We start from the raw sequence: 23,797 nt of genomic DNA on the forward strand, positions 1-23,797 counted from the left end.
ACCTGAAACTAGTGCGTCTACCAATTCCGCCACCTGGGCATTTCAGGAAAGATTTAGATTGTATATCAAAAAAAACACCCCCGGCGCTGCGCCCGCACACCTGTCTGACGAAATCGAAGGCAGCATCCAGGGGCACCGTGATGGGCATGGTTTTGTCATTCGTGACGATGGTGAGGGAGATATCTACATCCCCCCGAACGAGATGCGAGCAGTGCTGCACAAAGACCGCGTTCGTGTGCGCATCGTTCGGCAAGATCGCCGCGGCCGTCCGGAAGGCCGGGTGGTAGAGATTATCGAGCGCCCCTCTCAGCCCATGATTGGCAGGCTTTTGCAAGAGAGTGGCGTCTGGCTTGTTGCCCCGGAAGACAAGCGTTACGGGCAAGACATTCTGATTCCCAAGGGTGCAACTGGTGCTGCCAAGCCAGGCCAGGTTGTGGTGGTGGAGTTGACTGAGCCGCCGGCATTGTTTGGGCAGCCCGTCGGGCGCATCACCGAGGTGCTGGGCGAGGTTGACGACCCTGGCATGGAGATTGAGATTGCGGTGCGCAAGTACGGTGTGCCGCATGAGTTTTCTGAAGCGTGTCTGGCCCAGGCCAAGGCGCTGCCAGAAAAAGTCAGGGCTATCGACAAGAAGCGCCGCATTGATCTGACCGATGTGCCGCTTGTCACCATTGACGGGGAAGATGCGCGCGACTTTGATGATGCCGTGTATTGTGAGCCTGCCAAGGTGGGGCGAGGCAAGGGCTGGCGCTTGCTGGTGGCGATTGCCGATGTGAGCCACTACGTGGAAACCGGCAGTGCCATCGACATCGATGCCTATGACCGTGCCACCAGTGTGTACTTCCCACGCCGGGTGATTCCCATGCTGCCCGAGAAGTTGAGCAATGGCCTGTGCTCGCTCAACCCTGAGGTGGAGCGACTGTGTATGGTGTGCGACATGCTGGTCACGGCCAAGGGGGAGGTGCACGCGTACCAGTTCTATCCCGCCGTGATGTATAGCCACGCGAGGTTCACATATACCGAGGTGGCAGCCATCCTGGCGAACACGCGTGGCCCTGAGGCCAGCAAGCGCAAGGATCGCGTGAAAGATCTGCTCAACCTGCACGATGTGTACCGCGCGTTGCAGGTGGCGCGCCAACAGCGTGGTGCGGTGGATTTTGAAACCACCGAAACCCAGATCGTGTGTGATGAAAATGGCCGTATCGAGAAGATCGTACCCCGCACGCGCAACGATGCGCACAAGCTGATCGAAGAGGCGATGCTGGCTGCCAACGTCTGCAGCGCGGACTTCATTGAGCAGGGCGGCCAGCCCGGCTTGTTCCGTGTACACGAGGGCCCCACGCCTGAGAAGCAGGAAATCCTGCGCGGGTATCTCAAGGCCATGGCGGTGGGCATGTCGATCAGCGACAACCCCAAGCCCTCTGAATTCCAGGCCATTGCCGAGGCGACCAAAGAGCGGCCTGACGCGCAGCAAATTCACACCATGCTGCTGCGGTCTATGCAGCAAGCCATTTACACGCCCATCAACAGCGGCCATTTCGGCTTGGCATTTGAGGCCTACACCCACTTCACCAGCCCGATTCGCCGCTACCCAGACTTGCTGGTGCACCGGGTGATCAAGGCCATTTTGGGCAACACCCGGTACCAGTTGCCCGTGTTGCCCACCCCGGGCGAGGCCCATGCCAAGCTGGCCAAACGGCTGGCGGGGCGCGTTGCTGCCCCAGGAGCTAAACCGAAAAAAGACGTCAAACCCCTAAGCCGGGAAATCCAGGCGTGGGAGGCTGCGGGCTTGCACTGCAGTGCCAATGAGCGCCGCGCCGACGAAGCCAGCCGTGATGTGGAAGCCTGGCTCAAATGCAAGTACATGCGCGAGCATCTGGGCGAGGAATACAGCGGCGTGGTCAGTGCAGCCACCAGCTTCGGCATTTTCGTGACCCTGGATGCGATGTACGTCGAAGGCCTGGTGCACATCACAGAGCTGGGCGGCGAATACTTCAAGTTCGACGAGGCCCGACAAGAGCTGCGTGGTGAGCGCACTGGCATTCGCTATGCCATCGGCACGCGCGTGCGTGTGCAGGTCAGCCGTGTGGACCTGGATGGGCGCAAGATCGACTTCCGCTTGGTGCGGGAGAACGAGGAACTGCTCGGGCGGGCACTCAGGGACAAGGGCGTAAGTGCCGATTCCGGCGCGCGAAAAGGTCGCTCGGACACTGGCCGAAAAGAGACTGTGGCAGCCAAGGGGCGCAAGTCCAAGCCGGAAGCGGTCGTTGATGCGGACCCTGCGGGGCGTGGTCGCGCGGCGCGCTCTCCCATCCAGTCGCTCAAGGCTGCGGTCAAGCAGGCGGCGACCTCGGGCAAATCATCCAGGGGCAAGGCCCGCAAACCCCGGCGAGGTTGAATGCTCAGCAAGCCTGAAAGCCGCTGAGAGGGCTGATGGAGTCAGCCCCTGCATGGGTGAAGTTGGCTGGGCGCCTGGCCTTACCCGATTCTGATCCTCCGTGCCAAAGCCCCGGCAGTCAGAGGCTCATAGAGAGGCCACGCATCGGCCACTTCGCCGTGTACAAACACGGCCCGGATAGCCGCCTGCAATGGCGTCATGCCTGTGGCCAGCCCTGCGCCGATGAGCCCCGCGAGCACATCCCCTGTGCCCGCCGTGGCCAGTCTCCCATTGCCGGTGGGATTGATGTGCGGAATGTCGTCGGGGTGGGCAATGACCGTGCCGGACCCCTTGAGAGCCACTGTGCACTGGAATTTTTCTGCCAGTTCGCGGGCCGCCATGAGCCGGTGGGCTTGCACCTGCGCGGATGTGGTGTGCAGCAGCCGCGCTGCCTCCAGCGGATGAGGGGTGAGCACCGTGGGGTGTTGCCTGGCGCTACGCGCTGTCAGCGCCTGTTGCAGGGCACCGTCGGTGCTGATGGCGTTCAGTGCATCGGCGTCCAGCACCAGCGCCTGAGCTCGTTGCAGCACCGCGGGCAACACGGTGCGCACCGCCTGCCCGCCGCCGCAACCGCAAACCACGCTGAGGCTTTCCAGTTCGAGTGCCTCAAATCGGCGCAGCATCAGTTCGGGTTGTGTGTGGATCTCGGTGGCATGGTCTTGGTCCAGCAGGCTGACCAGCACTCGGCCCGCTCCGCCGTGCAATGCGGCGGAGCCCGCTAGCAAGGCGGCGCCGGTCATTCCCATGCCACGCAAGGCCAGACCTTCTCCGCCCACGATGGCTACATCGCCATAGCTGCCCTTATGGCTGGCATGCAGCCTGCTGCCGCGAGGGGATTGGCCGGCCAGCCAGGCGGTGGGGGGCTCGTGGTTTAGCCCGGTCTCAGCGGTAGCTCCCAGGTCGTGCCACCACACCTGCCCTGCGGCGTCCCTGCCGTGGGCGGTGAACAGGCCGGGCTTTAACGTCAACAGGCTCAGCGTGTGCTGTGCTGCGCTGGGTTTCGCCGCCGCAGTGTGATTGGCAGGCTCCAGTCCGGGGGCGTACTGGCCTGTGTCGGCGTCAAGTCCAGAGGGCACATCCACCGCCAGCACGGGGGCCGCGCTACTGCGCAGTTGTGCCAACCACTGGGTCAGCACGGTGTCGTGTGCCGAGCCGGATGGTGTCTGCCTGGTGGATGACCGCACCCCAATTCCCAGCAGGGCGTCAATGCACAGGTCTTGCCCGGTCAGATCGGTGGGAGGTGTGTCGGCCCAGACAATGTTCGCGCAGTGCCGGGCTTTTTCCCAGGATTGGCGCGCGTCGGGTGGTAATGTCTCGGTGGTGCCCAGCCAGCTGATGACAACTTTGCGCCCAGCGCGGGCCAAATGGTGCGCGGCCTCCAGCCCGTCTCCACCGTTGTTGCCTGGGCCGCAGGCAATCCAGATCGTGCGGGCATGCGGAGCAATGGCTTGCGCCAGTTGCGCCACAGCCAGGCCCGCACGCTGCATCAAGGTGTGAGGCGCCAACTGGGCGGCCACGGCTTGCTCCAGGCGGCGAGTGGCTTCGGTGTTGAACAGGGGGTAGGTTTGGTCGGGCGTGATGCGTTGCATGGCAAGGTCTTGCAGTCCCGCAGTTCACGGGAACTGCTGTACCCGACATTGTGCGTGCTGGCTGCGCCCATGGGGTGGGCGCAGCGTGGGCTCAGAAGCGCTGGGCTTCCAGCCCCTGCACGCTGATCTCTGGTGCGCGTTGGCTCAGCATGTCTGCCAAAGCACGAGCGCAACCGCAGGCCAGTGCCCAGCCGCCCGCACCATGACCGGTGTTCAGCCAGATGCCGGGCAGGGCGGTGCTGCCCAGGGCGGGGGCGCCATCGGTCAGGGTGGGGCGGGCGCCGCGCCAGATTTGCAGCGGGCCCGACAACTGCGCCCCTCCCGGAAACCAGTCGTTGACGGTGCGGTACAGCTTTTGGAGCGTGGCGTGGTGGTGGGCAGCCTGGGGCGAGCCCAGTTCAGCGCCGCCGGTGATGCGCACGCGCTGGCCCTGGCGGGTGATGGTGATTTGCTCTTGCACGTCCAGTGCGCTGGTCAGCGGCGCATGGGTGGCTTCGCGCAAGGGGGCGCTCACTGAATAGCCAAACACCGGGGCCATGGGCAGCCGAATGCCGCGCGGGCGCAGCAGTGTGTGCGAGGCTGCGCCTGCGCACACCACCACTGCATCAAAACGGCGCATGTCGGGCTCGCCATCCACCCAGATTCCCGTGGGCTGGCTCGACAAGTTGGTCACCCGGGCATTGAAAACAAATTGCACCCCGGCCCCCTGCATGCCCTGGCGCAGCATTTGCGCGAACAGCCGGCAGTTGCCTGACACGGCGTGGGGCAGCAACACTGCGCTGTGCAGCGGGGCCTCGGGCGAGAGACCGGGTTCTACGTGGCGCGCTGCGTCTGCGTCCATGTCTTGCACTGCCGTGCCCGCCTCGCGCATCCAGTCCAGCAGCGGCTGGTACTGCGCGCGTTGCTTGGCGGTGCGGAAAAACAGCAGTCGGCCCGTGCTGGCTTCAAAGTCCAGCTCGTGGCGCGCAGCAATCGCTTGCGTGCGTTCACGGCTGTATCGGGCCAGGCTCTCCAGGGTAGACAGGGGCGTGTGGCTGCGGCGCCAGCGCCACAGCCAGGCCAGTTCGTGCAGCCCAGCACCCTGGGCCAGACGAATGCCGGTGTGCGTGTGCCAAGGGCGCTGCGCTGTGGGGCTCGGCTTGCCCGCGATGGTGCAAGGGGTGGTCAGGTAGGGCGATAACAGGCCGGCGTTGGCAAAACTGGATTCTTCTGCTGCTGCGCTGCGTTGCTCCAGCACGGTGACTTCATGGCCGTCGTGCGCCAACTCGTATGCAGTGGTGACGCCGATGATTCCGGCGCCCACGATGGCGATCTTCATGGATTAATGGCGAAATTGGGCTCTAGCGCTTTGTAGATAAGCGCCAGCAGCTATTGTTTTTGTAGTAATTCTTCGATGCGTTGGCCAACGTTCAAGACGGCATCGTCACGCCCTGCGGCGTGCCAGACCATCAAGCCCACGGGCAACTCGCCCTGCACATGGCAGGGCAGTGACAAGGCGCACCCATCCAGCATGTTGACCACGCTGGTATTGCGCAGAACCAAGGCGTTGGCCTGGAAGAAGGCTGCGTCACGCGCTTCCCCTGGGGCTACGTCAGACAGCAAGGGCGGCACGATGGCGACGGTGGGGGAGAGCAGGGCATCAAAGCCTGCAACCCGCGCTTCCATTCGCGATATCCACGCTTGCCTTGCGTGCTGCAGGTGGATGTAGTCGGCCGCGCTCATCGCTGCGCCGCGCTCGATCCGGCTGCGCACGCGCGGGTCGTATTGCTCGGCATGCCGGGCCAGCACCGGGCGATGCCAGGCGTAGCTTTCGGCGGCAGCCAGGCTGCCCTGCGCCTGCATGGGGCCCAGCTCGCCCGTTTCTGGCAAATCAATCGACTCGATCTGTGCACCAGCCTGGCGCAGCAGGTCTAGCGTGCGCTGGAAGGCTGTGCTCACGGTGCCATCCAGTGCATCGAGAAATGTATGGGTTGGCACGGCCAGGCGCCAGGCAGACAAGGGGGCCGAGCTGCGGGTGACGCGGCGCGCGGCCAAAACCTCATGCACCACGATGGCATCGCGCACGCTTCGGGTCATGGCGCAGGCGGTGTCTAGGGTGGTGGACAGTGGCACGGCGCCAGTGGTGGGAACCAGGCGGGCTGTGCTTTTGAAGCCTACGATGCCGTTGAATGCGGCAGGAATGCGAATCGACCCCCCAGTGTCTGAGCCCAACGCTGCGTAGCACGCGCCACTGGCGACTGACACTGCGGCGCCGGAGGAAGACCCGCCGGGCACCCGTGCTGCCCCGGGCAGGGGACCAAAGCGGTAGTCGAACGCGGCGGGTGTCGGGAAATGCGGGTTGGTGCCGATGCCGGAGAAAGCGAATTCCACCATGTGTGTGCGCCCGACGATGCTGCCGCCAGCGGCCCGCAAACGCGCCACGGCGGGCGCATCGCTGGTAGCGGCGGGTGCGTCTTGCAAGGCGAGGGAGCCTGCCGTAGTGACTTGCCCCGCCACGTCAAAAAGATCTTTGACAGAAATAGCCAGCCCAGCCAGCGGCAGGTGTGCTGTTTCTGTGTGTTGAAGGCGCTCGCGCTCTGCTTCAAAGTGGGCGGAAACGAAGGCATGGGCAGCGGCGGGGGCTTGCGCCAGGCGCATGGATTCGTCCATCGCCTGGGCGGCAGTCAGGGCGCCCGCCTGTACCAAGGCCCGGGTTGCGATCAGGTCGGCTTGCATGGGTGTGCTAGAATCTTTGGGTTTTGCTGTATGCAGTGGCGCGTGGTCCTTTCGGCCTGAGCGCAGCAGTTGCGGCAAAGCCAATCGCAAACCAGCCCCGTCAAGGTGTTGTCACTTCAGCAGAAGTAACAAATTATGGGGCTGGATTTTAGACCCAACCTTTGGAGTATTTTTATGTCCGTTACCATGCGCGAAATGCTGGAAGCCGGTGTCCACTTCGGTCACCAAACCCGCTTCTGGAACCCCAAGATGGCCCCCTACATCTTCGGCCATCGCAACAAGATTCACATCATCAACCTGGAAAAGTCGCTGCCACTGTTCCAGGAAGCCCAAAAGTTCGCCAAGCAACTGGCTGCCAACCGCGGCACGATCCTGATGGTCGGCACAAAGCGCCAAGCCCGTGAAATCCTGGCTACTGAAGCGCAACGCGCTGGCGTGCCTTTCGTGGATCAGCGCTGGCTGGGCGGCATGCTCACCAACTTCAAGACGGTGAAGACTTCCATCAAGCGCCTGAAGGACATGAAGGCCCAGCTGGAAACCGGCCTGGACAACCTGAGCAAGAAAGAACAACTGACTTTCAGCCGCGAAATCGCCAAGCTGGAAAAGGACATCGGCGGCATCCAGGATATGGCTGCTTTGCCTGACGCCATCTTCATCATCGACGTGGGTTTCCACAAGATCGCTGTGGCCGAAGCCAAGAAGCTGGGCATTCCTCTGATTGGTGTGGTCGATACGAACCACTCCCCAGAAGGCATCGACTACGTGATCCCCGGTAACGACGACTCGGCCAAGGCTGTGACGCTGTACGCCCGCGGCATTGCTGACGCGATCATCGAAGGCCGCGCCAACGCTGTGAACGAAGTCGTGAAGGCTGCTGCTTCGGAAAGCACCGACGAATTCGTGGAAGTGCAAGAGTCGGCTGCCTAAGCACCCGACTGCGCGACTGCGGTCGCGAAGGAAAGCGGGGCTCCTGGTTAGCCCCCTTTTTTTATCCCGAGTTTTGAATACTTTGAACTGAATACGGAAGGAACACAGATGGCTGCAATTACCGCAAGCATGGTTGCTGAACTGCGTGGCAAGACTGACGCCCCCATGATGGAATGCAAGAAGGCTCTGACGGAAGCTGATGGCGACATGGCCAAGGCGGAAGAGCTGCTGCGCGTCAAGCTCGGCACCAAGGCAGGCAAGGCCGCTTCCCGCATCACCGCTGAAGGCGTGGTCGCCAGCTTCATCGACGGCACCACGGGTGCCCTGGTGGAAGTGAACAGCGAAACTGACTTCGTGTCCAAGAACGACAGCTTCATCGCCATGGCCAAGGCCGCAGCGGAGCTGGTCGCCAAGCACAAGCCTGCCAGCATTGAAGCCCTGGGCGCTCTGGCCTACGAGCAAGACGGCTTCGGCCCCACCCTGGAAGACGTGCGCAAGGGCCTGATCGGCAAGATCGGCGAAAACATGTCGTTCCGCCGCTTCCAGTACTTCTCTGGCTCCAAGCTGGCTTCTTACCTGCACGGCTCGCGCATTGGTGTGGTCGTCGAGTTCGAAGGCGACGAAGTGGCTGCCAAGGACGTGGCCATGCACATCGCAGCCATGAAGCCCGTGGCCCTGACCAGCGCTGACGTGCCTGCTGACCTGATCGCCAAGGAGCGTTCGGTGGCCGAAGGCAAGGCTGACGAAGCCAACAAGGAACTGATCGCTGCTGGCAAGCCGGCCCAAAGCGCTGAAATCACCGCCAAGCGCATCGATGGCGCAGTGCAGAAGTACCTGAAGGAAGTCTCGCTGGCTGACCAAGTCTTTGTGAAGGCTGCTGACGGCAAGCAAACTGTGGCCCAAATGCTCAAGGCCGCCAACACCACCGTGAAGAGCTTCACGCTGTACGTGGTGGGTGAAGGCATTGAGAAGAAGGTGGACGACTTTGCCGCTGAAGTGGCTGCACAAGTGGCCGCTGCCAAGGCTGCTGCCTAATCTTCCGACCCCGCTCAACCCCCAAACACCATCAACCATTGGAGAAACTGCCCATGACCACCGCCGCGCCAGCCCACAAGCGTATCTTGCTCAAGCTGTCCGGTGAGGCGCTGATGGGCGATGACTCCTTTGGTATCAACCGCGCCACCATCGTCCGCATGGTGGAGGAAATTGCTGATGTGACCCGCCTGGGTGTCCAGGTCGCGGTGGTGATTGGGGGGGGCAATATTTTTCGTGGTGTGGCGGGTGGCTCAGTCGGTATGGACCGAGCAACCGCTGACTACATGGGTATGCTGGCCACCGTGATGAACGCGCTGGCCCTGGCCGATGCCATGGACAAGCAGGGCCTCACCGCTCGCGTGATGTCTGCCATTGCGATTGAACAGGTGGTGGAACCCTATGTCCGCCCCAAGGCACTCCAGTACCTCGAAGAGGGCAAGGTGGTGGTGTTTGCGGCAGGCACGGGCAACCCCTTCTTCACCACGGACACGGCCGCCGCTCTGCGTGGTGCCGAGATCGGCGCTGAAGTGGTACTCAAGGCAACGAAGGTGGACGGCGTTTATACTGCCGACCCTCACAAGGATCCCACTGCCACGCGTTACACGAAGCTCAGCTTTGACGAGGCCATGTCCCGCAATCTGGGCATCATGGACGCTACCGCATTTGCCTTGTGCCGTGATCAAAAACTGCCAGTGCGAGTGTTCTCCATCATCAAGCATGGCGCCCTGCGGCGCGTGGTGATGGGTGAGGACGAAGGTACGTTGGTGTACGCCTGACCTTCCCCAAGAACCCCAGCAGTCTCGCCCCAAGGAACCCATCATGACGATTGCCGATATCAAGAAAACCGCTGAAACCAAGATGGACCAGTCCATCGCAGCGTTCAAGAACAACCTGCAAAAAATCCGCACGGGCCGTGCCAACCCTGCTTTGCTGGACAGCATTCAGGTCGAGTACTACGGCTCCATGGTGCCCCTGAGTCAGGTGGCCAACGTGACCTTGCTCGACTCGCGCACCATTAGCGTCCAGCCCTGGGAAAAGGGCATGGGCGCCAAGATTGAAAAGGCCATCCGCGAAAGCGATCTGGGTCTGAATCCTGCCTCTATGGGCGAGTTGATCCGCGTCCCCATGCCGCCCATGAGCGAAGAGCGCCGCAAGGAAATGACCAAGCTGGCCCGCAATGAGGGTGAAAGCGCCAAGATCGCCGTGCGCAACCTGCGCCGCGACGCCAATGAAGGGGTCAAGAAGCTGGTCAAGGACAAACTCGCTTCTGAAGACGACCAAAAGCGCGCAGAAACCGACGTTCAGAAGTTCACAGACAAGCATATTGCCGAGATCGATACTTTGGTGGCGGCCAAAGAACAAGAAATCATGGCGGTCTGAGCTCCCCCCGCTGGAGCTGGCTGATCGTTGACATGTCTGATTCCCCGGTGGTGCCACACCACATTGCCATCGTCATGGATGGCAACGGCCGCTGGGCCAAACGTCGTTTTCTGCCGCGTTTGGCGGGGCACAAGCAAGGGGTGGATTCGCTTCGTCGCTGCGTACGTGCGTGCGTGCAACGGGGCGTTTCCGTCCTGACCGTTTTTGCTTTCTCTTCTGAAAACTGGAACCGCCCGGCCGATGAGGTCTCGGGCCTCATGGAGCTTCTCGCGATGGCCCTGGGCCGAGAGGTTCCCCAGCTCAAAAAGGATGGCGTGCAGTTGCACTTTGTCGGGAGCCGCGAAGGTCTGTCTGCCAAAGTGAGTGAGGGCCTGGCCCAGGCGGAGGCGGCCACGGCTGACAACCACCGCCTCATCCTGAACGTGTGCTTCAACTACGGTGGCCGCTGGGACATCGCGCAAGCTGCTGCTGGCTTGGCCGCGAAGGGTATGCCGATTACCGAAGCAAGCCTGCACGCCGCCATGGGCATGTCCCACGTGCCTGACCCTGATCTGATCATCCGTACCGGCGGCGAGATGCGCATCAGCAATTTTCTGCTGTGGCAGGCCGCATACTCCGAGCTGTTTTTCAGTGACCGTCTGTGGCCCGACTTCGATGAAGCCGCCTTGGACGAGGCATTGGACTCCTTCCAATCGCGTGAGCGCCGTTTTGGCAAAACCTCTGAACAAATAGCGTCCGCGCATCGTGATCCGATGCCGGGCTGAAAGGCCCCATGCTGCTACAGCGCGTCATCACTGCCCTGGTCCTGCTGGCCATCCTGCTGCCAGCGTTGTTCTATCCCTCCATCACCCCCTTTGCCCTGGTGGTTCTGGTCTTCATGGCGGCTGGCGCCTGGGAGTGGGGGCGATTGAATGGGCGCGGCAATGCAGCCGCCTTGAGCTTGTCGGCTGTGTGCTTGGTCCTGTGTGCTGGCAGTTGGTGGGCTGGCTGGCTGGATCGCCCGTTGCCGCTGTTGTGGACGCTGGGCGGCGGGCTTTGGGTGGCATGCACCGCTTGGTTGTTGCGCGCCGGTGTACCCGGCTGGCCGCTCATTCCGGCGCCTGTGCGCATCGTTTTGGGTGTGCTGGCGCTATGGCTGGCGTGGCTTGCCGTGGTGCAGGCACGCATCCTCGGTATCAATTTCTTGTTGTCGGTGCTCACCCTGGTGTGGGTGGCTGACATCTTTGCGTATTTTGCCGGCCGGGCTTTTGGCCTGCGCTTTACCCGCAACAAGCTGGCACCCTCCATCAGTCCTGGCAAAAGCTGGGAGGGGGTTTGGGGCGGTCTGGCGGGGGTGTTGTGCCTGGCCGTGGCCTGGGTTGCGGCTGACCGTTACTTCCAGGCAGACGTCGCCAGTTTTTATACCCGCCTGTATTCCGCGGGCTGGTGGTTCTTGGCCATCGCCGTGGTGTTCATGGTGGCCATGAGTGTGGCGGGTGATCTGGTCGAATCGCTGATCAAGCGCAGCGCGGGCGTGAAGGACAGCAGCGGGCTGCTGCCCGGCCATGGGGGCGTGCTTGACCGGGTTGACGCGTTGCTGCCAACGCTTCCCCTGGCGCTGATGCTCACCCGACTTATTTCTGTATGAAGCAAAAAATCACGGTTCTGGGCTCCACAGGGTCCATCGGAAAAAACACGCTCGACGTGGTGGCGAGGCATCCGGATCGCTACGAGGTCTTTGCGCTCAGCGCGGCGACCCAGGTCGATTTGATGCTGCAGCAGTGCGCCCAATTCAAGCCCCGCTTCGCTGTCATGGCGAGCGCTCCCCATGCGCAGTTGCTGGCAGAAAAAATCAAGCAAAATAGGCTCCCAACGTCCGTCCTGCAAGCGCAAGGTGCTCTTGAAATCATAGCGTCGCACGAAGAGGTGGATGCCGTCATGGCTGCCATCGTGGGGGCTGCGGGCTTGTCGCCTTGCCTTGCTGCTGCCCGCGCGGGCAAGCGCCTGTTGCTGGCCAACAAAGAGGCGCTGGTGGTGGGGGGTAATGTGTTCATGCGCGCTGTGCGCGAGGGCGGCGCCACCCTGCTGCCCATCGACAGCGAGCATTCAGCCATTTTTCAGTGCCTGCCTGAAGATCCTGCGTGTTGGGCTGAGCGGGTGGACAGCATTTTGCTCACCGCTTCTGGCGGCCCGTTCCGTACCCGTGCGCCAGAGACCTTGGCGCAGATCACCCCCGAACAGGCCTGTGCGCATCCCAATTTCTCCATGGGAAGAAAAATCTCGGTGGACTCCGCCACGATGATGAACAAGGCTTTGGAAGTCATCGAGGCACGCTGGCTTTTTGATTTGGCGCCTGAGCAGATCAAGGTGGTGATCCATCCGCAGCAGATCATCCATTCCATGGTGCAGTTCAAAGATGCGTCCATCCTGGCGCAACTGGGCACGCCCGACATGCGTGTGCCTATCGCTTGCGGTCTGGCCTGGCCCGAACGCATCGAGAGTGGTGCCAGCCGACTGGACTTTGCAGCGCTGGCGGCCCTCACGTTTGAAGAAGCGGATGTCCGGCGTTTTCCAGGATTGCATCTGTCGTGGCAGGCGTTGAACGCCCCAGAAGGCACCACGGCAGTGCTGAACGCCGCGAATGAGGTGGCTGTGGACGCCTTCCTGACGGGCAAACTGCGTTTTGACCATATCCATGCGGTCAACCTTGCAACTTTGGACGCGGTGCAGCCCTCCAAGCCGGATTCGCTGGAGTCCTTGCTGGCGCTGGATGCCGCCGCTCGTGTGGCAGCGCAACGTGCGGCCGCTGCTCTGGCGCTTTGACTGACTGTTTTTTCAGGAGCGTCTCATGCTGACCGTTGTTGCTTTTTTCGTGGCTCTGGGGTTTCTCATCGCCATCCATGAATATGGGCATTACCGGGTGGCGGTTGCCTGCGGTGTCAAGGTGTTGCGCTTTTCGGTGGGGTTTGGCAAACCGCTGTTCACCTGGAAGGGCAAGGGCTCCGATACGGAGTTTGTCATTGGCCTGTTCCCTTTGGGGGGGTATGTCCGCATGCTGGACGAGCGTGAGGCCCCTGTGGATCCTCACGAGCGCCACCTGGCGTTCAATACCCAGCCGTTGCGCTCCCGCGCTGCGATTGTTGCTGCGGGTCCTCTGGCCAACCTGCTGCTGGCTGTGTTGCTGTATTCCATCGTCAATTGGGGTGGCGTGCAAGAGCCCAAAGCCGTGTTATCGAGCCCTGTTGCCGGTTCGGTGGCGGACAAGGCTGGTTTGGTGGGGGGTGAGCTGGTGCGCCGGGCTGCGACGGGCGACGACGAGCTGGTGCCGATACGTTCGTTCGAAGAGCTGCGTTGGGTATTGACCCAAGGTGCTCTGGACGGCGAGCGTGTTCGCCTGGAGTTGCAAAACACGCCCAGCAGTTCCCCGCGCGAAGTGGTGATGGATCTGTCTGTGCTGGATGTGCGCGATGCCGATGCCCAGCTTTTTAGGAAAATTGGAGTGATTGCCCCATGGACGCGCCCATCCATCGGCGAAGTCATGCCTGGTGGAGCTGCTGAGCGTGCGGGGCTGCGCAACGGCGATGTGGTGCGCCGGGTTGGCAATACCAATGTGGTGGACGGGATGCAGCTGCGCGAGCTGATTCGCTCGTCGGTACAAGAGGGCAAAGTGGCTCCGCAGATCTGGATGGTGGAGCGCGGTGGGCAGATGCTGGAGTTGGAGGTGGTGCCCGATAGCGTCATGGACGGCAGCGTCTCCGTGGGGCGGATCAATGCCTATGTGGGGGATAGCCCCGAAATGGTCGAGGTGGACTACGGACTGTGGGAGGGCCTGGCCCGGGGCTTTGAGCGTACCTGGGATGTGTCAACTCTCACCTTGCGCATGATGGGGCGCATGCTGACTGGCGAGGCCTCCCTCAAGAACCTCAGCGGCCCTTTGACCATTGCTGACTATGCAGGTCGCTCCGCCGAGATGGGATTGATGCAGTACCTGGCCTACCTCGCGCTCATCAGCGTGAGCCTGGGCGTGCTGAACCTGTTACCTCTGCCAGTGCTCGATGGAGGGCACCTGATGTATTATCTTTGGGAGGGAGTCACTGGCAAAAGTGTCTCCGACACCTGGATGGAGTACCTCCAGCGTGGCGGCGTGGCAGTGCTTGCCTTGATGATGTCTATCGCTCTTTTTAACGATATCTCCCGATACCTCGCCAAACTTCTGGCCGTATTTGCCTAGCCATATCGGCTTCAGTTCCATTCATGAAAAAACACATCACTCGCCTTGGCGTGCGCACCGCCTCTGCCGTTGCCGCCATGGTATTTGTTGCCAACGCTGCGTGGGCCCTGGAGCCTTTCAAGGTTCAGGACATCCGCGTGGAAGGCCTGCAGCGCGTGGAACCGGGAACCATCTTCGCTTCCATGCCGCTGCGCGTGGGCGACGATTACAACGATGACAAGGGTGCTGCGGCCATCCGCGCGCTGTTTGCCCTGGGGCTTTTCAAGGACGTGCGCCTGGAAGCGTCCGGCAACGTTCTCGTGGTGGTAGTGGAAGAGCGCCCCACCATTGCCGACGTAGAGTTTGCGGGCACGCGTGAATTCGACAAGGAAGTCCTCAAGAAAGCCATGCGGGATGTGGGTCTGACCGAGGGTCGTCCATTCGACAAGGCGCTGGCCGACCGCGCGGAGCAGGAGCTCAAGCGCCAGTACATCAACCGCAGCCTGTACGGCGCTGAAGTCGTCACCACCGTCACGCCCATTGAGCGCAATCGGGTGAACCTGACATTCACGGTGGTGGAAGGCGAGCCCGCACGCATCAAGGAAGTTCGCGTCAACGGCAACAAGGCCTTCAGTGAGTCCACCCTGAAGGGTTTGTTTGACCAGGATACGGGCGGCTGGCTCAGCTGGTACACCAAGTCTGACCGCTACTCGCGCACCAAGCTCAATGCTGACCTGGAAACGCTGCGTTCCTACTACCTGCAGCGCGGCTATCTTGAGTTCCGCGTGGATTCCACACAGGTGGCGATTTCTCCCGACAAGCAGGACATCACCATCACCGTCAACGTCACGGAAGGTGAGCGGTTTGTGGTAGCAGGCGTCAAGCTCGAAGGCAATTACCTGGAGCGTGAAGACGAGTTCAAGTCGCTGGTTTCCATTCGTGCGGGCGAACCTTACAACGCTGACCAGGTCGCAGAAACCACCAAGGCGTTTTCGGAGTACTTCGGCCGTTTTGGGTTTGCATTTTCGCGTGTCGAGGCGGTGCCAGAAATTGACCGTGAAAACAACCGTGTGACCCTGGTATTGCAGGCCGAGCCTTCACGCCGCGCCTATGTGCGCAAGATCAACGTGAGCGGCAACAACCGCACGCGTGATGAAGTGATTCGCCGTGAATTCCGCCAATATGAAGCAGCTTGGTATGACGGTGAGCGCATTCGCTTGTCCCGCGACCGCGTGGACCGTCTGGGCTTCTTCACTGAAGTGAACGTGGAGACCCAGGATGTACCAGGCGCTCCCGACCAGGTGGATCTCGTGGTCAACGTGACCGAGAAGCCCACCGGTTCGCTGCAATTGGGCGCAGGTTTCTCCAGTGCCGAAAAGGTTGCGTTGTCGTTCGGTATCAAGCAGGAAAATTTCTTTGGCTCGGGCAACTACCTGGGTATCGACGTCAACACCAGCAAGTACCGCCGTACCCTGGTGTTCAGCACCACCAACCCCTATTTCACCCAGGACGGCATTTCGCGCACGGTGGATTTGTACTACCGCACCGACAAGCCTTATGAAGACCAGGGCGGTAACTACGAGCTGGTGACCACGGGTGCGTCGATGCGCTTTGGTATCCCGTTCAGTGAGACGGACACGGTCTTCTTTGGTGGTGGTTTTGAGCAGACCCAGATCAAGGCAGGTACCAATATCCCCGCCACCTATCTGGCCTATGCCAATACGTATGGCGCTACCAGCAACGCCATTCCCTTGACCGTTGGCTGGTCGCGCGACGACCGTGACAGCGCCTTGGCTCCCAACTCCGGGCGTTACCAACGTCTGAACTCGGAGTGGTCCGTGGCGGGTGATGCGCGCTATGTGCGGGGCAACTACCAGTACCAGCAGTACATCCCGCTGAACAAGCGCTTCACCGTGGCGTTCAACGGGGAACTGGGCTACGGCAAGGGGCTCAATGGCCGTCCGTTCCCGGTGTTCAAGAACTTCTATTCGGGCGGCTTGGGTTCGGTGCGCGGCTTCGACCAGGGTACCCTGGGCCCGCGTGACGTGACCGGTGCTTCCTTGGGTGGCCCGAAGAAGGTGACCCTCAATGCCGAGGTGATCGCACCATTCCCAGGCGCTGGCAATGACCGTACGCTGCGTGTGTTCACATTCGTGGACGTGGGCAATGTGTACGGTGAAAACCAGAAGGTGACTTTCAGCGACATGCGAGCCTCTGCAGGGCTCGGTTTGAGCTGGATCTCGCCTTTAGGTCCGCTGCGCCTTGCCTTTGCCCAGCCAGTGCGTAAGTTCGCTGGCGATAAAATCCAGAAACTGCAATTCCAGATTGGAACGTCTTTCTAATGAAATCCCTTTTCCGTCAGACATCTTTGGCCCTGTTGATCGGTACTGCTGCGTTGGCCACTTCGGTCCAGGCGCAAGAGTTCAAGGCAGGTTTTGTCAATACGGATCGCATCTTCCGTGAAGCCAACACAGCCAAGACAGCGCAAGCCAAGCTGGAGCAGGAATTCGCCCGCCGCGAGAAAGAACTGGTGGACATCGGCAATTCCCTGAAGTCCGCCACCGAGAAGTTCGAGCGCGAAGCGCCCACGATGGCTGAGAGCCAGCGCACGACGCGTCAGCGCCAGCTGGTGGACCAAGACCGCGACTTTCAGCGCAAGCGCCGTGAGTTCCAGGAAGACCTGAGCGCCCGCAAGAATGAAGAGCTGGCACAGGTGCTGGAACGCGCCAACCGGGTTGTCAAGCAGGTGGCCGAGGCTGAGAAGTACGACGTCATCCTGCAAGAAGCCGTCTACATCAACCCCAAGCACGACATCACCGACAAGGTGATCAAGGCTTTGAATGCGGCCAAATAGTTGGACGCAGCAGGTGGTGGCGTGAGCTTGCTACTGGGGCACATCGTTGATGTGCTGGGGGGCTCGCTGGAGGGCGGTGCAAATGACACCCCCATCCACCGCATAGCGCCACTGGAGTTTGCGGGGCCGGGTGACATCAGTTTTCTGAGTCACCCGCGCTACCAACAACAACTGGCCGCCTCACAGGCGGCCTGTGTCATTGTGGCGCCCGCCATGCGCGATGCCGCCTTGGCGCGTGGCGCATGCATTGTGGTGGACAACCCCTACGTGTACTTCGCACGGGTCACGCAGCTTTGGAAGCAGCGGCACATGCCTGCGCGTAGCGCGGGGGTCCACCCCAGTGCGGTGGTAGATCCCTCGGCGCAGATTCACCCTACGGCGACTGTCGGGCCCCTGTGCGTGGTCGAACGCGGCGCTGTGGTGGGCGAAGGCTCGGTGCTCACGTCCCGGGTCACGCTGGGCGAAAACTGCCAGGTCGGTGCGCGTTGCCTGCTGCATCCGGGGGTGGTCATCGGCGCAGATGGTTTCGGCTTTGCTCCCCACCAGGGGGCTTGGGTCAAGATCGAACAGCTGGGGGCCGTGCGCATTGGTGACGATGTGGAAATTGGCGCCAACACGTGCATTGATCGTGGAGCCCTGCAGGACACGGTGATTGAAGATGGTGTGAAGCTCGACAACCTCATTCAGATCGGGCACAACGTGCGCATCGGTCGCCACTCGGCCATGGCCGGGTGCGTGGGGGTGGCGGGCAGTGCAACGATTGGCGCCCACTGCACCGTGGGTGGGGGCGCCATCGTGCTGGGTCATCTGGAGCTGGCGGACAACGTGCACGTGTCGGCGGCAACGGTGGTGACCCGCTCGCTCACGCGGGCAGGCCAGTACACGGGCATGTTCCCCATCGACGACAATGCGAAGTGGGAAAAGAACGCTGCAACACTGAAACAACTGCACAGTCTGCGCGAGCGCATCAAGGCGCTTGAGCAGGCTCTTAAAGCAGCATGAACGGAAGAACAACTCGATGATGGATATTCACGCAATTCTCAAGCAACTGCCCCACCGCTACCCGTTTTTGCTGGTGGACCGTGTGCTTGAGCTCCAGCGCAATGAGCGCATTCTGGCCATCAAGAATGTGACCTTCAACGAGCCATATTTCATGGGCCATTTCCCAGGCCGCCCTGTGATGCCCGGGGTGCTGATTCTGGAAGCCCTGGCCCAGGCTGCGGGCCTGCTGGCGTTTGATGCCATGGGCCAGGTGCCGGATGAGAACAACATCTACTACTTCGTTGGCATTGATGGTGCGCGCTTCAAGCGGCCCGTGGAGCCCGGTGATCAACTGCACCTGGAGATCACCATTGATCGCGTGCGCGCCGGTATCTGGAAGTTCAAGGGCGTGGCCCGCGTGGGCGACGAAGTGGCTTGCGAAGCCGAGCTGATGTGCACCATGCGTGCCGTGGGTTGATGTTGACCGACCGTGAGCAATATCCACGCAACCGCCATCGTTGACCCCGCCGCCCGTATTGACCCGACGGCGACGATTGGGCCCTATGCGGTGATTGGCCCTGAGGTTTCCATTGGTGCGCGCACTACGGTGGGCGCCCACTGTGTGATCGAGGGGCGCACCACCATCGGTGAGGACAACCGGATCTTCCAGTTCGCTTCGCTGGGCGCGCAACCTCAAGACAAGAAATATGCAGGTGAGCCGACCGAACTGGTCATCGGCCACCGCAACACCATTCGCGAGTTCTGTACCTTCAACACCGGCACCGTGCAAGATCGTGCGGTCACGCGGGTGGGCGACGACAACTGGATCATGGCCTACGTGCACATTGCGCACGATTGCCAGGTGGGGAACCAGACCACCTTGGCCAACAACACGACCTTGGCAGGCCATGTGGACGTGGGCGACTGGGCCACGGTGGGCGGCCTCACGGGCGTGCTGCAACGCATGCGCATTGGCGCCCACACCATGATTGGCTTTGCAAGCCACGTGGGCAAAGATGTGCCGCCCTTCATGGTGGTGGACGGCAACCCGCTGGCTGTGCGCGGTGTCAACTTGGTGGGTTTGCGCCGCCGCGCTTTCTCCGATGAGCGCATTGCGGCCATCCGCGAAATGCACAAGCTGCTGTACCGCCAGGGCCTGACGCTGGAGCAGGCGCGCGCCGCCATCATGGCGCTGCCCGAGAAGATGCCGCAGGCGCGGGACGATGTGGCGTTGATGGACGCCTTCATCGCGGGCTCCAGCGCAGGCATTGCCCGCTGAGGGAGTGTTGATGGCATCCCATCCTCGCATCGCAATGGTGGCGGGCGAGGCCTCTGGCGATTTGCTGGCAGGCCTGCTGCTCGATGGCCTGCAGGCCCGCTGGCCCGAATTACAAGCCAAAGGTATTGGCGGCCCTCAGATGGCCCGCCGGGGCTTTGAATGCCTGTGGCCCAGCGAAAAGCTGGCCGTGCACGGCTACAGCATGGAAGTGCTGCGCCGCCTGCGCGAGTTGGTGGGCATTCGCAAACAACTGCGTGACCAATTGCTGCGTGAACGCCCAGGGGTATTCATTGGCGTGGACGCCCCGGATTTCAACCTGGGGCTGGAGGCAGACCTGCGCGCCGCGGGCATCAAAACGGTGCACTTTGTGTGCCCTTCGATCTGGGCCTGGCGCGCCGAGCGGGTGGAGAAAATCCGGCGCAGTGCCGACCACGTGTTGTGCATCTTCCCTTTCGAGCCTGAATTGCTGGCCAGGCACGGTATTGCGGCGACCTACGTGGGGCATCCGCTGGCCAACGTCATCCCCCGGGTGCCAGACCGCGCTGGTGCGCGCGCCGCACTGGGCTTGGCCCCTGATGACGAGGTGCTGGCCATTTTGCCGGGCAGCCGCTCTGCCGAGGTGCAGTACATTGCTCCACCCTTCTTTTCGGCTGCAGCGCTTATCCATCAAGCGCGGCCAGCTACAAAATTCATAGTACCTGCCGTTCCGTTGTTGCAGGCGCGTATCGAGCAACTGGTGCGCTCTGCCGGGCTGGAGGGGGCCGTGCGCGTAGTCACCGGGCAGTCCCACACGGTGCTGGCGGCATGCGATGCGACCCTGATTGCCAGCGGCACGGCCACGCTGGAGGCCGCGCTGTTCAAGCGCCCCATGGTGATTGGCTACCACATGCACCCGTTGAGCTGGTGGCTCATGCGCCGCAAGCAACTGCAGCCGTGGGTGGGCTTGCCCAACATCCTGTGCGGTGAATTCGTGGTGCCCGAGCTGATCCAGGACGCTGCTACCCCCGAGGCCCTGTGCGCGGCCACCCTGCAATGGCTGCAGGCCCGTGAACAACAGCCCGAAAAAATCCAGGCCCTGGAGCAGCGCTTTGATGCCCTGCACGAAAGCCTGCAACGCAACACCTCCCAACTAGCCGCCCATGCGATCGAAAAAGTCCTCGCTGCCTGAGCAGGTCAGTTTGCCCTGGCACCCGCCCGGCTTGGTTGCGGGTGTGGACGAGGCTGGGCGTGGTCCGCTGGTGGGCCCCGTGGTCGCCGCGGCCGTCATCCTGGACGATCTGCGTCCGATTGCCGGCTTGGCGGATTCGAAAAAGCTCACCGAAGCCCGACGCGAAAAGCTGTTTGATGAAATCCGTGCCAAGGCCTTGTGCTGCAGCATTGCCGAGGCCAGCGTGGAAGAAATCGACCAGCTCAACATCCTTCAAGCCACCATGCTGGCCATGCGCCGTGCGGTGCAGGGCCTGCGCCTGAAGCCCGTGATGGTGCTGGTCGATGGCAACCGCATTCCCACCCTCGATATTCCGGCCGAGGCCATCGTCAAAGGCGATGCGTTGGTGCAGTCCATTTCTGCGGCGTCCATCTTGGCCAAGGTGCACCGTGACCGCTGGTGCCGCCAGGTGCACGAGCAGTACCCGCAATATGGTTTTGCCGGACACAAAGGTTACGGCACCGCAGCCCACATGGCGGCGCTGCAAGCCCATGGGGCTTCGATCTATCACCGTCGCTCCTTTGCGCCAGTGGCCAAGGTGCTGGCTTCGGCCGCAGAAAGAACGCCTGCATGACATCCTCCGCCGTCACCCTGATCCAGTCGCGCGACAACGCGTTGGTCAAAGACCTGCGCCGCCTGGCACAAGACACCACGGCTTACCGCAAGCAAGGCAGGGTCTGGCTGGAGGGTGACCACCTCTGCCGCGCCGCGCTGGAGCGCTCCGTGCGCCCGGCCATGGCCGTTTTTTCAGAGTCTTATTGGCCGCAATGGCAGCATGAGAAAGCGCTGACAGCTATCAAAATCGTAGTGATGCCAGATGCGCTTTTCAAGGACATCAGCGGGCTGGAATCGCCGGCGGGCATGGGCTTTCTTTGGGATCTGCCTGCTGCGCAGCCGCTGGACGCGATGGCCGCCACGGTCGTGCTGGATCGCGTGCAGGATGCGGGCAATGTGGGCTCCATCTTGCGCAGCGCCTCTGCGTTTGGCTTTCGGCAGGTGCTGGCCGTCAAAGGCAGTGCGGCCCTGTGGTCGCCCAAGGTGTTGCGCGCCGGCATGGGCGCCCACTTTGCACTGAACCTGGTCGAAGGCGTGAGCGAGGAAGACCTGGCTGCGCTGCAGGTGCCACTGGTGGTGACCAGCTCCCACGGCGGCAGCTACCTGCACCAGGCCGATCTGCCCTGGCCCTGTGCCTGGGTCATGGGGCACGAAGGGCAGGGCGTGGCCCCGTCGCTGGAAGCCCGCTCATCCTTGCGCATCCGCATCGCGCAACCTGGCGGTGAAGAGTCTTTGAACGTGGCGGCTGCGGCAGCCATCTGCCTGCACGCCAGCGGGGCTGCGCGTTGAGGTAACCGCCCTTGCCCAGGCAGCCCGTGGGGCAAATCACGGTTTTGTTACCGGAAATCCATGTTGCGGCGCATCATTTTGCATCGTGGTTTAGAGGTGTGCGGGTATAATCGGGGGCTTTTCTCGCAACAGCGTCGCCCGACCGCACCCAAAGCAATAACCCATCTGAGAGCAGCCAGTGGCACTCGCCCTGCGAGTGGCTAGCAGGCGCCGGGCGACCGTAACCATCCGGAGAACCCAGTGCTTTTGTCTATCCAGGGAACCTTCCCGCCCGCCATCCTGGCGCTCGCAGACGGCACGGTCTTTATCGGCAATTCGATCGGTGCCACCGGCACCACCGTCGGCGAAGTGGTTTTCAACACCGCTATCACCGGCTACCAGGAAATCCTCACTGACCCCAGCTACTGCCAGCAGATCGTCACCCTGACGTACCCGCACATCGGCAATTACGGGGTCAACGCAGAGGACGTCGAAGCTGACAAGGTCCACGCCGCAGGCCTCATCATCAAAGATCTGCCATTGCTGGCCAGCAACTTCCGCCAGACGGAAACGCTGTCGCAGTACTTGGTGCGCGAGAACACCGTTGCCATCGCCAACATCGACACCCGTAAGCTCACCCGCTTGCTGCGCAGCAAAGGCGCGCAAAACGGCGCTATTGTTGGTCTGGCTGCCGGTCAGGCGGTCACGCAGGCGCTGATCGACGAAGCGGTTGCCAAAGCCAAGGCCGCTCCCAACATGGCGGGCCTGGACTTGGCCAAGGTGGTCACCACTGCCCAGCGTTACGAGTGGACGCAGACCGAGTGGAAGCTCGGCTCGGGTTACGGCGAGCTGACTGCCCCCCAGTTCCACGTGGTCGCATACGACTTCGGCGTGAAGAAGAACATCTTGCGCATGCTGGCCGAACGTGGCTGCAAGGTCACTGTGGTGCCTGCAAAGACGCCCGCTGCCGACGTGTTGGCGCTCAACCCCGATGGCGTGTTTCTCTCCAACGGCCCTGGCGACCCAGCGCCTTGCGACTACGCCATTGAAGCTGCTCGCACGCTGATGGACAGCGGCGTGCCCACCTTCGGCATCTGCCTGGGCCACCAGATCATGGCGCTGGCCTCCGGCGCCAAGACTTTCAAGATGGCCAATAGCCACCATGGTGCCAACCACCCTGTGAAGGATCTGGACACCGGCCGCGTCAGCATCACCAGCCAGAACCACGGTTTTGCGGTGGACATGGATTCGCTGCCTGCCACGCTGCGCCCCACCCACATCAGCCTGTTTGACGGCACGCTGCAAGGCCTGGAGCGCACCGACAAGCCCGCTTTCTGCTTCCAGGGTCACCCCGAAGCATCGCCCGGCCCGCACGATATCGCCTACCTGTTTGACCGCTTCACCCGCGCGATGCAGGCTGCAAAAGCCGCGTAAGCGGATCGCTCCGAGAAGGTCCTGTCCTATGAAGTTGTTCAGTTTTCCGGCGGCGTCGCTTGAAAAAGCGATCCACAAGCGCATTCTGACCTTGCCCTCTCCTCACAAGGAGTGGTTCACCGAACGCTGGGCGCAAAAGCCCTACAAAAAGGCGTTTGTGGAAAACAAGGCCATGCCGCTCGTGACCTTGGTGGCCAAAGGCAAAACCTGGGACGACGCCACGTTTGCCGAAGCCATGCAGGACTGGGACGTCACCTTTTATGAGGCCGAAGCCGAGGTGCTGCGCCCGCTGATCCAGGGCGACGGTCTTTTGCAGCTGATGCAAAAGAACCTGCCGCCCGAGCGCGTGCAGGCCCTTCTCGACAAGCTGACACTGCGGCGCGACGCGATTGCCGCCGCCTCCACCACCAGCCCGGAGGCCCCTGCCTCCCAGGGCCAATGAACGCC

22 protein-coding genes are annotated in these 23,797 nt (G+C 62.0%); 19 read left to right on the top strand and 3 right to left on the bottom strand.

What is annotated here, in order from left to right; translation table 11 throughout:
* The first annotated feature begins 58 nt into the window (after positions 1-58).
* Positions 59-2,398 (top strand): ribonuclease R, encoded by a 2,340-nt coding sequence (gene rnr, locus IHV84_RS14655; protein ID WP_198847408.1) that lies wholly within the window; start codon positions 59-61, stop codon positions 2,396-2,398.
* 80 nt (positions 2,399-2,478) lie between these two features.
* On the opposite strand, the gene IHV84_RS14660 is transcribed toward rnr, so the two are convergent.
* The 3 genes from IHV84_RS14660 to IHV84_RS14670 all read right to left on the bottom strand — a co-directional run bounded on the left by IHV84_RS14660 (position 2,479) and on the right by IHV84_RS14670 (position 6,741).
* Positions 2,479-4,026, bottom strand: coding sequence for an NAD(P)H-hydrate dehydratase (locus IHV84_RS14660; RefSeq protein ID WP_198847409.1), 1,548 nt, complete (start codon positions 4,024-4,026; stop codon positions 2,479-2,481).
* A 91-nt stretch (positions 4,027-4,117) separates the two neighbouring features.
* Complete coding sequence (locus IHV84_RS14665) at positions 4,118-5,344, bottom strand: FAD-dependent oxidoreductase (protein WP_198847410.1); 1,227 nt, start codon at positions 5,342-5,344, stop codon at positions 4,118-4,120.
* A gap of 50 nt (positions 5,345-5,394) precedes the next feature.
* Positions 5,395-6,741 carry an amidase gene (locus IHV84_RS14670; RefSeq protein ID WP_198847411.1) on the bottom strand — a complete coding sequence of 449 codons (1,347 nt, stop codon included), beginning with the start codon at positions 6,739-6,741 and terminating at the stop codon, positions 5,395-5,397.
* A gap of 174 nt (positions 6,742-6,915) precedes the next feature.
* Between IHV84_RS14670 and rpsB the strand changes: the two genes are divergently transcribed.
* The 18 genes from rpsB (at position 6,916) to IHV84_RS14760 (ending at position 23,792) form a co-directional block, all read left to right on the top strand.
* Positions 6,916-7,668, top strand: coding sequence for a 30S ribosomal protein S2 (rpsB, locus tag IHV84_RS14675; protein WP_044396879.1), 753 nt, complete (start codon positions 6,916-6,918; stop codon positions 7,666-7,668).
* Between the two features lie 108 nt (positions 7,669-7,776).
* Entirely contained in the window at positions 7,777-8,703 is a 927-nt protein-coding gene (gene tsf / locus IHV84_RS14680) for a translation elongation factor Ts (RefSeq protein WP_066695164.1), read from the top strand.
* Positions 8,704-8,756: 53 nt separating this feature from the next.
* On the top strand, positions 8,757-9,479 hold the full coding sequence (gene pyrH, locus IHV84_RS14685; protein WP_198847412.1) for a UMP kinase: 723 nt from the start codon (positions 8,757-8,759) through the stop codon (positions 9,477-9,479).
* 43 nt (positions 9,480-9,522) lie between these two features.
* Positions 9,523-10,083, top strand: a complete 561-nt coding sequence (gene frr / locus IHV84_RS14690; RefSeq protein WP_198847413.1) for a ribosome recycling factor — start codon at positions 9,523-9,525, stop codon at positions 10,081-10,083.
* A 32-nt stretch (positions 10,084-10,115) separates the two neighbouring features.
* Positions 10,116-10,847, top strand: coding sequence for a polyprenyl diphosphate synthase (uppS, locus tag IHV84_RS14695; RefSeq protein WP_142081505.1), 732 nt, complete (start codon positions 10,116-10,118; stop codon positions 10,845-10,847).
* 8 nt (positions 10,848-10,855) lie between these two features.
* A complete protein-coding gene (locus tag IHV84_RS14700; protein ID WP_198847414.1) occupies positions 10,856-11,710 on the top strand; it encodes a phosphatidate cytidylyltransferase in 855 nt (284 codons plus the stop codon).
* Positions 11,707-12,885 carry a 1-deoxy-D-xylulose-5-phosphate reductoisomerase gene (gene ispC, locus IHV84_RS14705; RefSeq protein ID WP_198847415.1) on the top strand — a complete coding sequence of 393 codons (1,179 nt, stop codon included), beginning with the start codon at positions 11,707-11,709 and terminating at the stop codon, positions 12,883-12,885. The genes IHV84_RS14700 and ispC overlap by 4 nt, the downstream gene beginning before the upstream one ends.
* A 25-nt stretch (positions 12,886-12,910) precedes the next feature.
* On the top strand, positions 12,911-14,293 hold the full coding sequence (gene rseP / locus IHV84_RS14710; protein WP_198847416.1) for an RIP metalloprotease RseP: 1,383 nt from the start codon (positions 12,911-12,913) through the stop codon (positions 14,291-14,293).
* A 23-nt stretch (positions 14,294-14,316) separates the two neighbouring features.
* Complete coding sequence (bamA, locus tag IHV84_RS14715) at positions 14,317-16,614, top strand: outer membrane protein assembly factor BamA (protein ID WP_198847417.1); 2,298 nt, start codon at positions 14,317-14,319, stop codon at positions 16,612-16,614.
* Complete coding sequence (locus IHV84_RS14720; RefSeq protein WP_198847418.1) at positions 16,614-17,126, top strand: OmpH family outer membrane protein; 513 nt, start codon at positions 16,614-16,616, stop codon at positions 17,124-17,126. Before bamA ends, IHV84_RS14720 begins: the two co-directional genes overlap by 1 nt.
* A 21-nt stretch (positions 17,127-17,147) precedes the next feature.
* Positions 17,148-18,128 (top strand): UDP-3-O-(3-hydroxymyristoyl)glucosamine N-acyltransferase, encoded by a 981-nt coding sequence (gene lpxD / locus IHV84_RS14725; protein WP_066695209.1) that lies wholly within the window; start codon positions 17,148-17,150, stop codon positions 18,126-18,128.
* Positions 18,129-18,144: 16 nt separating this feature from the next.
* A complete protein-coding gene (fabZ, locus tag IHV84_RS14730) occupies positions 18,145-18,585 on the top strand; it encodes a 3-hydroxyacyl-ACP dehydratase FabZ (protein ID WP_044396868.1) in 441 nt (146 codons plus the stop codon).
* A 12-nt stretch (positions 18,586-18,597) separates the two neighbouring features.
* Positions 18,598-19,386, top strand: a complete 789-nt coding sequence (gene lpxA, locus IHV84_RS14735) for an acyl-ACP--UDP-N-acetylglucosamine O-acyltransferase (protein WP_044396866.1) — start codon at positions 18,598-18,600, stop codon at positions 19,384-19,386.
* A 10-nt stretch (positions 19,387-19,396) separates the two neighbouring features.
* On the top strand, positions 19,397-20,554 hold the full coding sequence (gene lpxB, locus IHV84_RS14740; protein ID WP_198847419.1) for a lipid-A-disaccharide synthase: 1,158 nt from the start codon (positions 19,397-19,399) through the stop codon (positions 20,552-20,554).
* Positions 20,526-21,167: a ribonuclease HII gene (gene rnhB, locus IHV84_RS14745; RefSeq protein WP_044396863.1), complete on the top strand. Its 642-nt coding sequence runs from the start codon at positions 20,526-20,528 to the stop codon at positions 21,165-21,167. The genes lpxB and rnhB overlap by 29 nt, the downstream gene beginning before the upstream one ends.
* Complete coding sequence (locus IHV84_RS14750; protein WP_066695183.1) at positions 21,164-21,937, top strand: RNA methyltransferase; 774 nt, start codon at positions 21,164-21,166, stop codon at positions 21,935-21,937. The genes rnhB and IHV84_RS14750 overlap by 4 nt, the downstream gene beginning before the upstream one ends.
* Positions 21,938-22,177: 240 nt before the next feature.
* Positions 22,178-23,350, top strand: coding sequence for a glutamine-hydrolyzing carbamoyl-phosphate synthase small subunit (gene carA, locus IHV84_RS14755; protein ID WP_198847420.1), 1,173 nt, complete (start codon positions 22,178-22,180; stop codon positions 23,348-23,350).
* 28 nt (positions 23,351-23,378) lie between these two features.
* Positions 23,379-23,792: a hypothetical protein gene (locus tag IHV84_RS14760; RefSeq protein ID WP_066695187.1), complete on the top strand. Its 414-nt coding sequence runs from the start codon at positions 23,379-23,381 to the stop codon at positions 23,790-23,792.
* The last annotated feature ends 5 nt before the right edge of the window (positions 23,793-23,797 follow it).

The organism is Acidovorax sp. IB03, assembly GCF_016406015.1.
GTDB lineage: Bacteria > Pseudomonadota > Gammaproteobacteria > Burkholderiales > Burkholderiaceae_C > Acidovorax > Acidovorax temperans.

Bases quoted from the DNA above. Each gene is read 5' to 3' on its own strand.
- IHV84_RS14700 (WP_198847414.1), top strand. From the start codon at position 10,856: ATGCTGCTACAGCGCGTCATCACTGCCCTGGTCCTGCTGGCCATCCTG.
- rnhB (WP_044396863.1), top strand. From the start codon at position 20,526: ATGCGATCGAAAAAGTCCTCGCTGCCTGAGCAGGTCAGTTTGCCCTGG.
- ispC (WP_198847415.1), top strand. From the start codon at position 11,707: ATGAAGCAAAAAATCACGGTTCTGGGCTCCACAGGGTCCATCGGAAAA.
- IHV84_RS14760 (WP_066695187.1), top strand. From the start codon at position 23,379: ATGAAGTTGTTCAGTTTTCCGGCGGCGTCGCTTGAAAAAGCGATCCAC.
- frr (WP_198847413.1), top strand. From the start codon at position 9,523: ATGACGATTGCCGATATCAAGAAAACCGCTGAAACCAAGATGGACCAG.
- rpsB (WP_044396879.1), top strand. From the start codon at position 6,916: ATGTCCGTTACCATGCGCGAAATGCTGGAAGCCGGTGTCCACTTCGGT.
- pyrH (WP_198847412.1), top strand. From the start codon at position 8,757: ATGACCACCGCCGCGCCAGCCCACAAGCGTATCTTGCTCAAGCTGTCC.
- fabZ (WP_044396868.1), top strand. From the start codon at position 18,145: ATGATGGATATTCACGCAATTCTCAAGCAACTGCCCCACCGCTACCCG.
- bamA (WP_198847417.1), top strand. From the start codon at position 14,317: ATGAAAAAACACATCACTCGCCTTGGCGTGCGCACCGCCTCTGCCGTT.
- IHV84_RS14660 (WP_198847409.1), bottom strand. From the start codon at position 4,026: ATGCAACGCATCACGCCCGACCAAACCTACCCCCTGTTCAACACCGAA.
- IHV84_RS14665 (WP_198847410.1), bottom strand. From the start codon at position 5,344: ATGAAGATCGCCATCGTGGGCGCCGGAATCATCGGCGTCACCACTGCA.
- rseP (WP_198847416.1), top strand. From the start codon at position 12,911: ATGCTGACCGTTGTTGCTTTTTTCGTGGCTCTGGGGTTTCTCATCGCC.
- tsf (WP_066695164.1), top strand. From the start codon at position 7,777: ATGGCTGCAATTACCGCAAGCATGGTTGCTGAACTGCGTGGCAAGACT.
- uppS (WP_142081505.1), top strand. From the start codon at position 10,116: ATGTCTGATTCCCCGGTGGTGCCACACCACATTGCCATCGTCATGGAT.
- IHV84_RS14750 (WP_066695183.1), top strand. From the start codon at position 21,164: ATGACATCCTCCGCCGTCACCCTGATCCAGTCGCGCGACAACGCGTTG.
- IHV84_RS14720 (WP_198847418.1), top strand. From the start codon at position 16,614: ATGAAATCCCTTTTCCGTCAGACATCTTTGGCCCTGTTGATCGGTACT.
- IHV84_RS14670 (WP_198847411.1), bottom strand. From the start codon at position 6,741: ATGCAAGCCGACCTGATCGCAACCCGGGCCTTGGTACAGGCGGGCGCC.
- lpxB (WP_198847419.1), top strand. From the start codon at position 19,397: ATGGCATCCCATCCTCGCATCGCAATGGTGGCGGGCGAGGCCTCTGGC.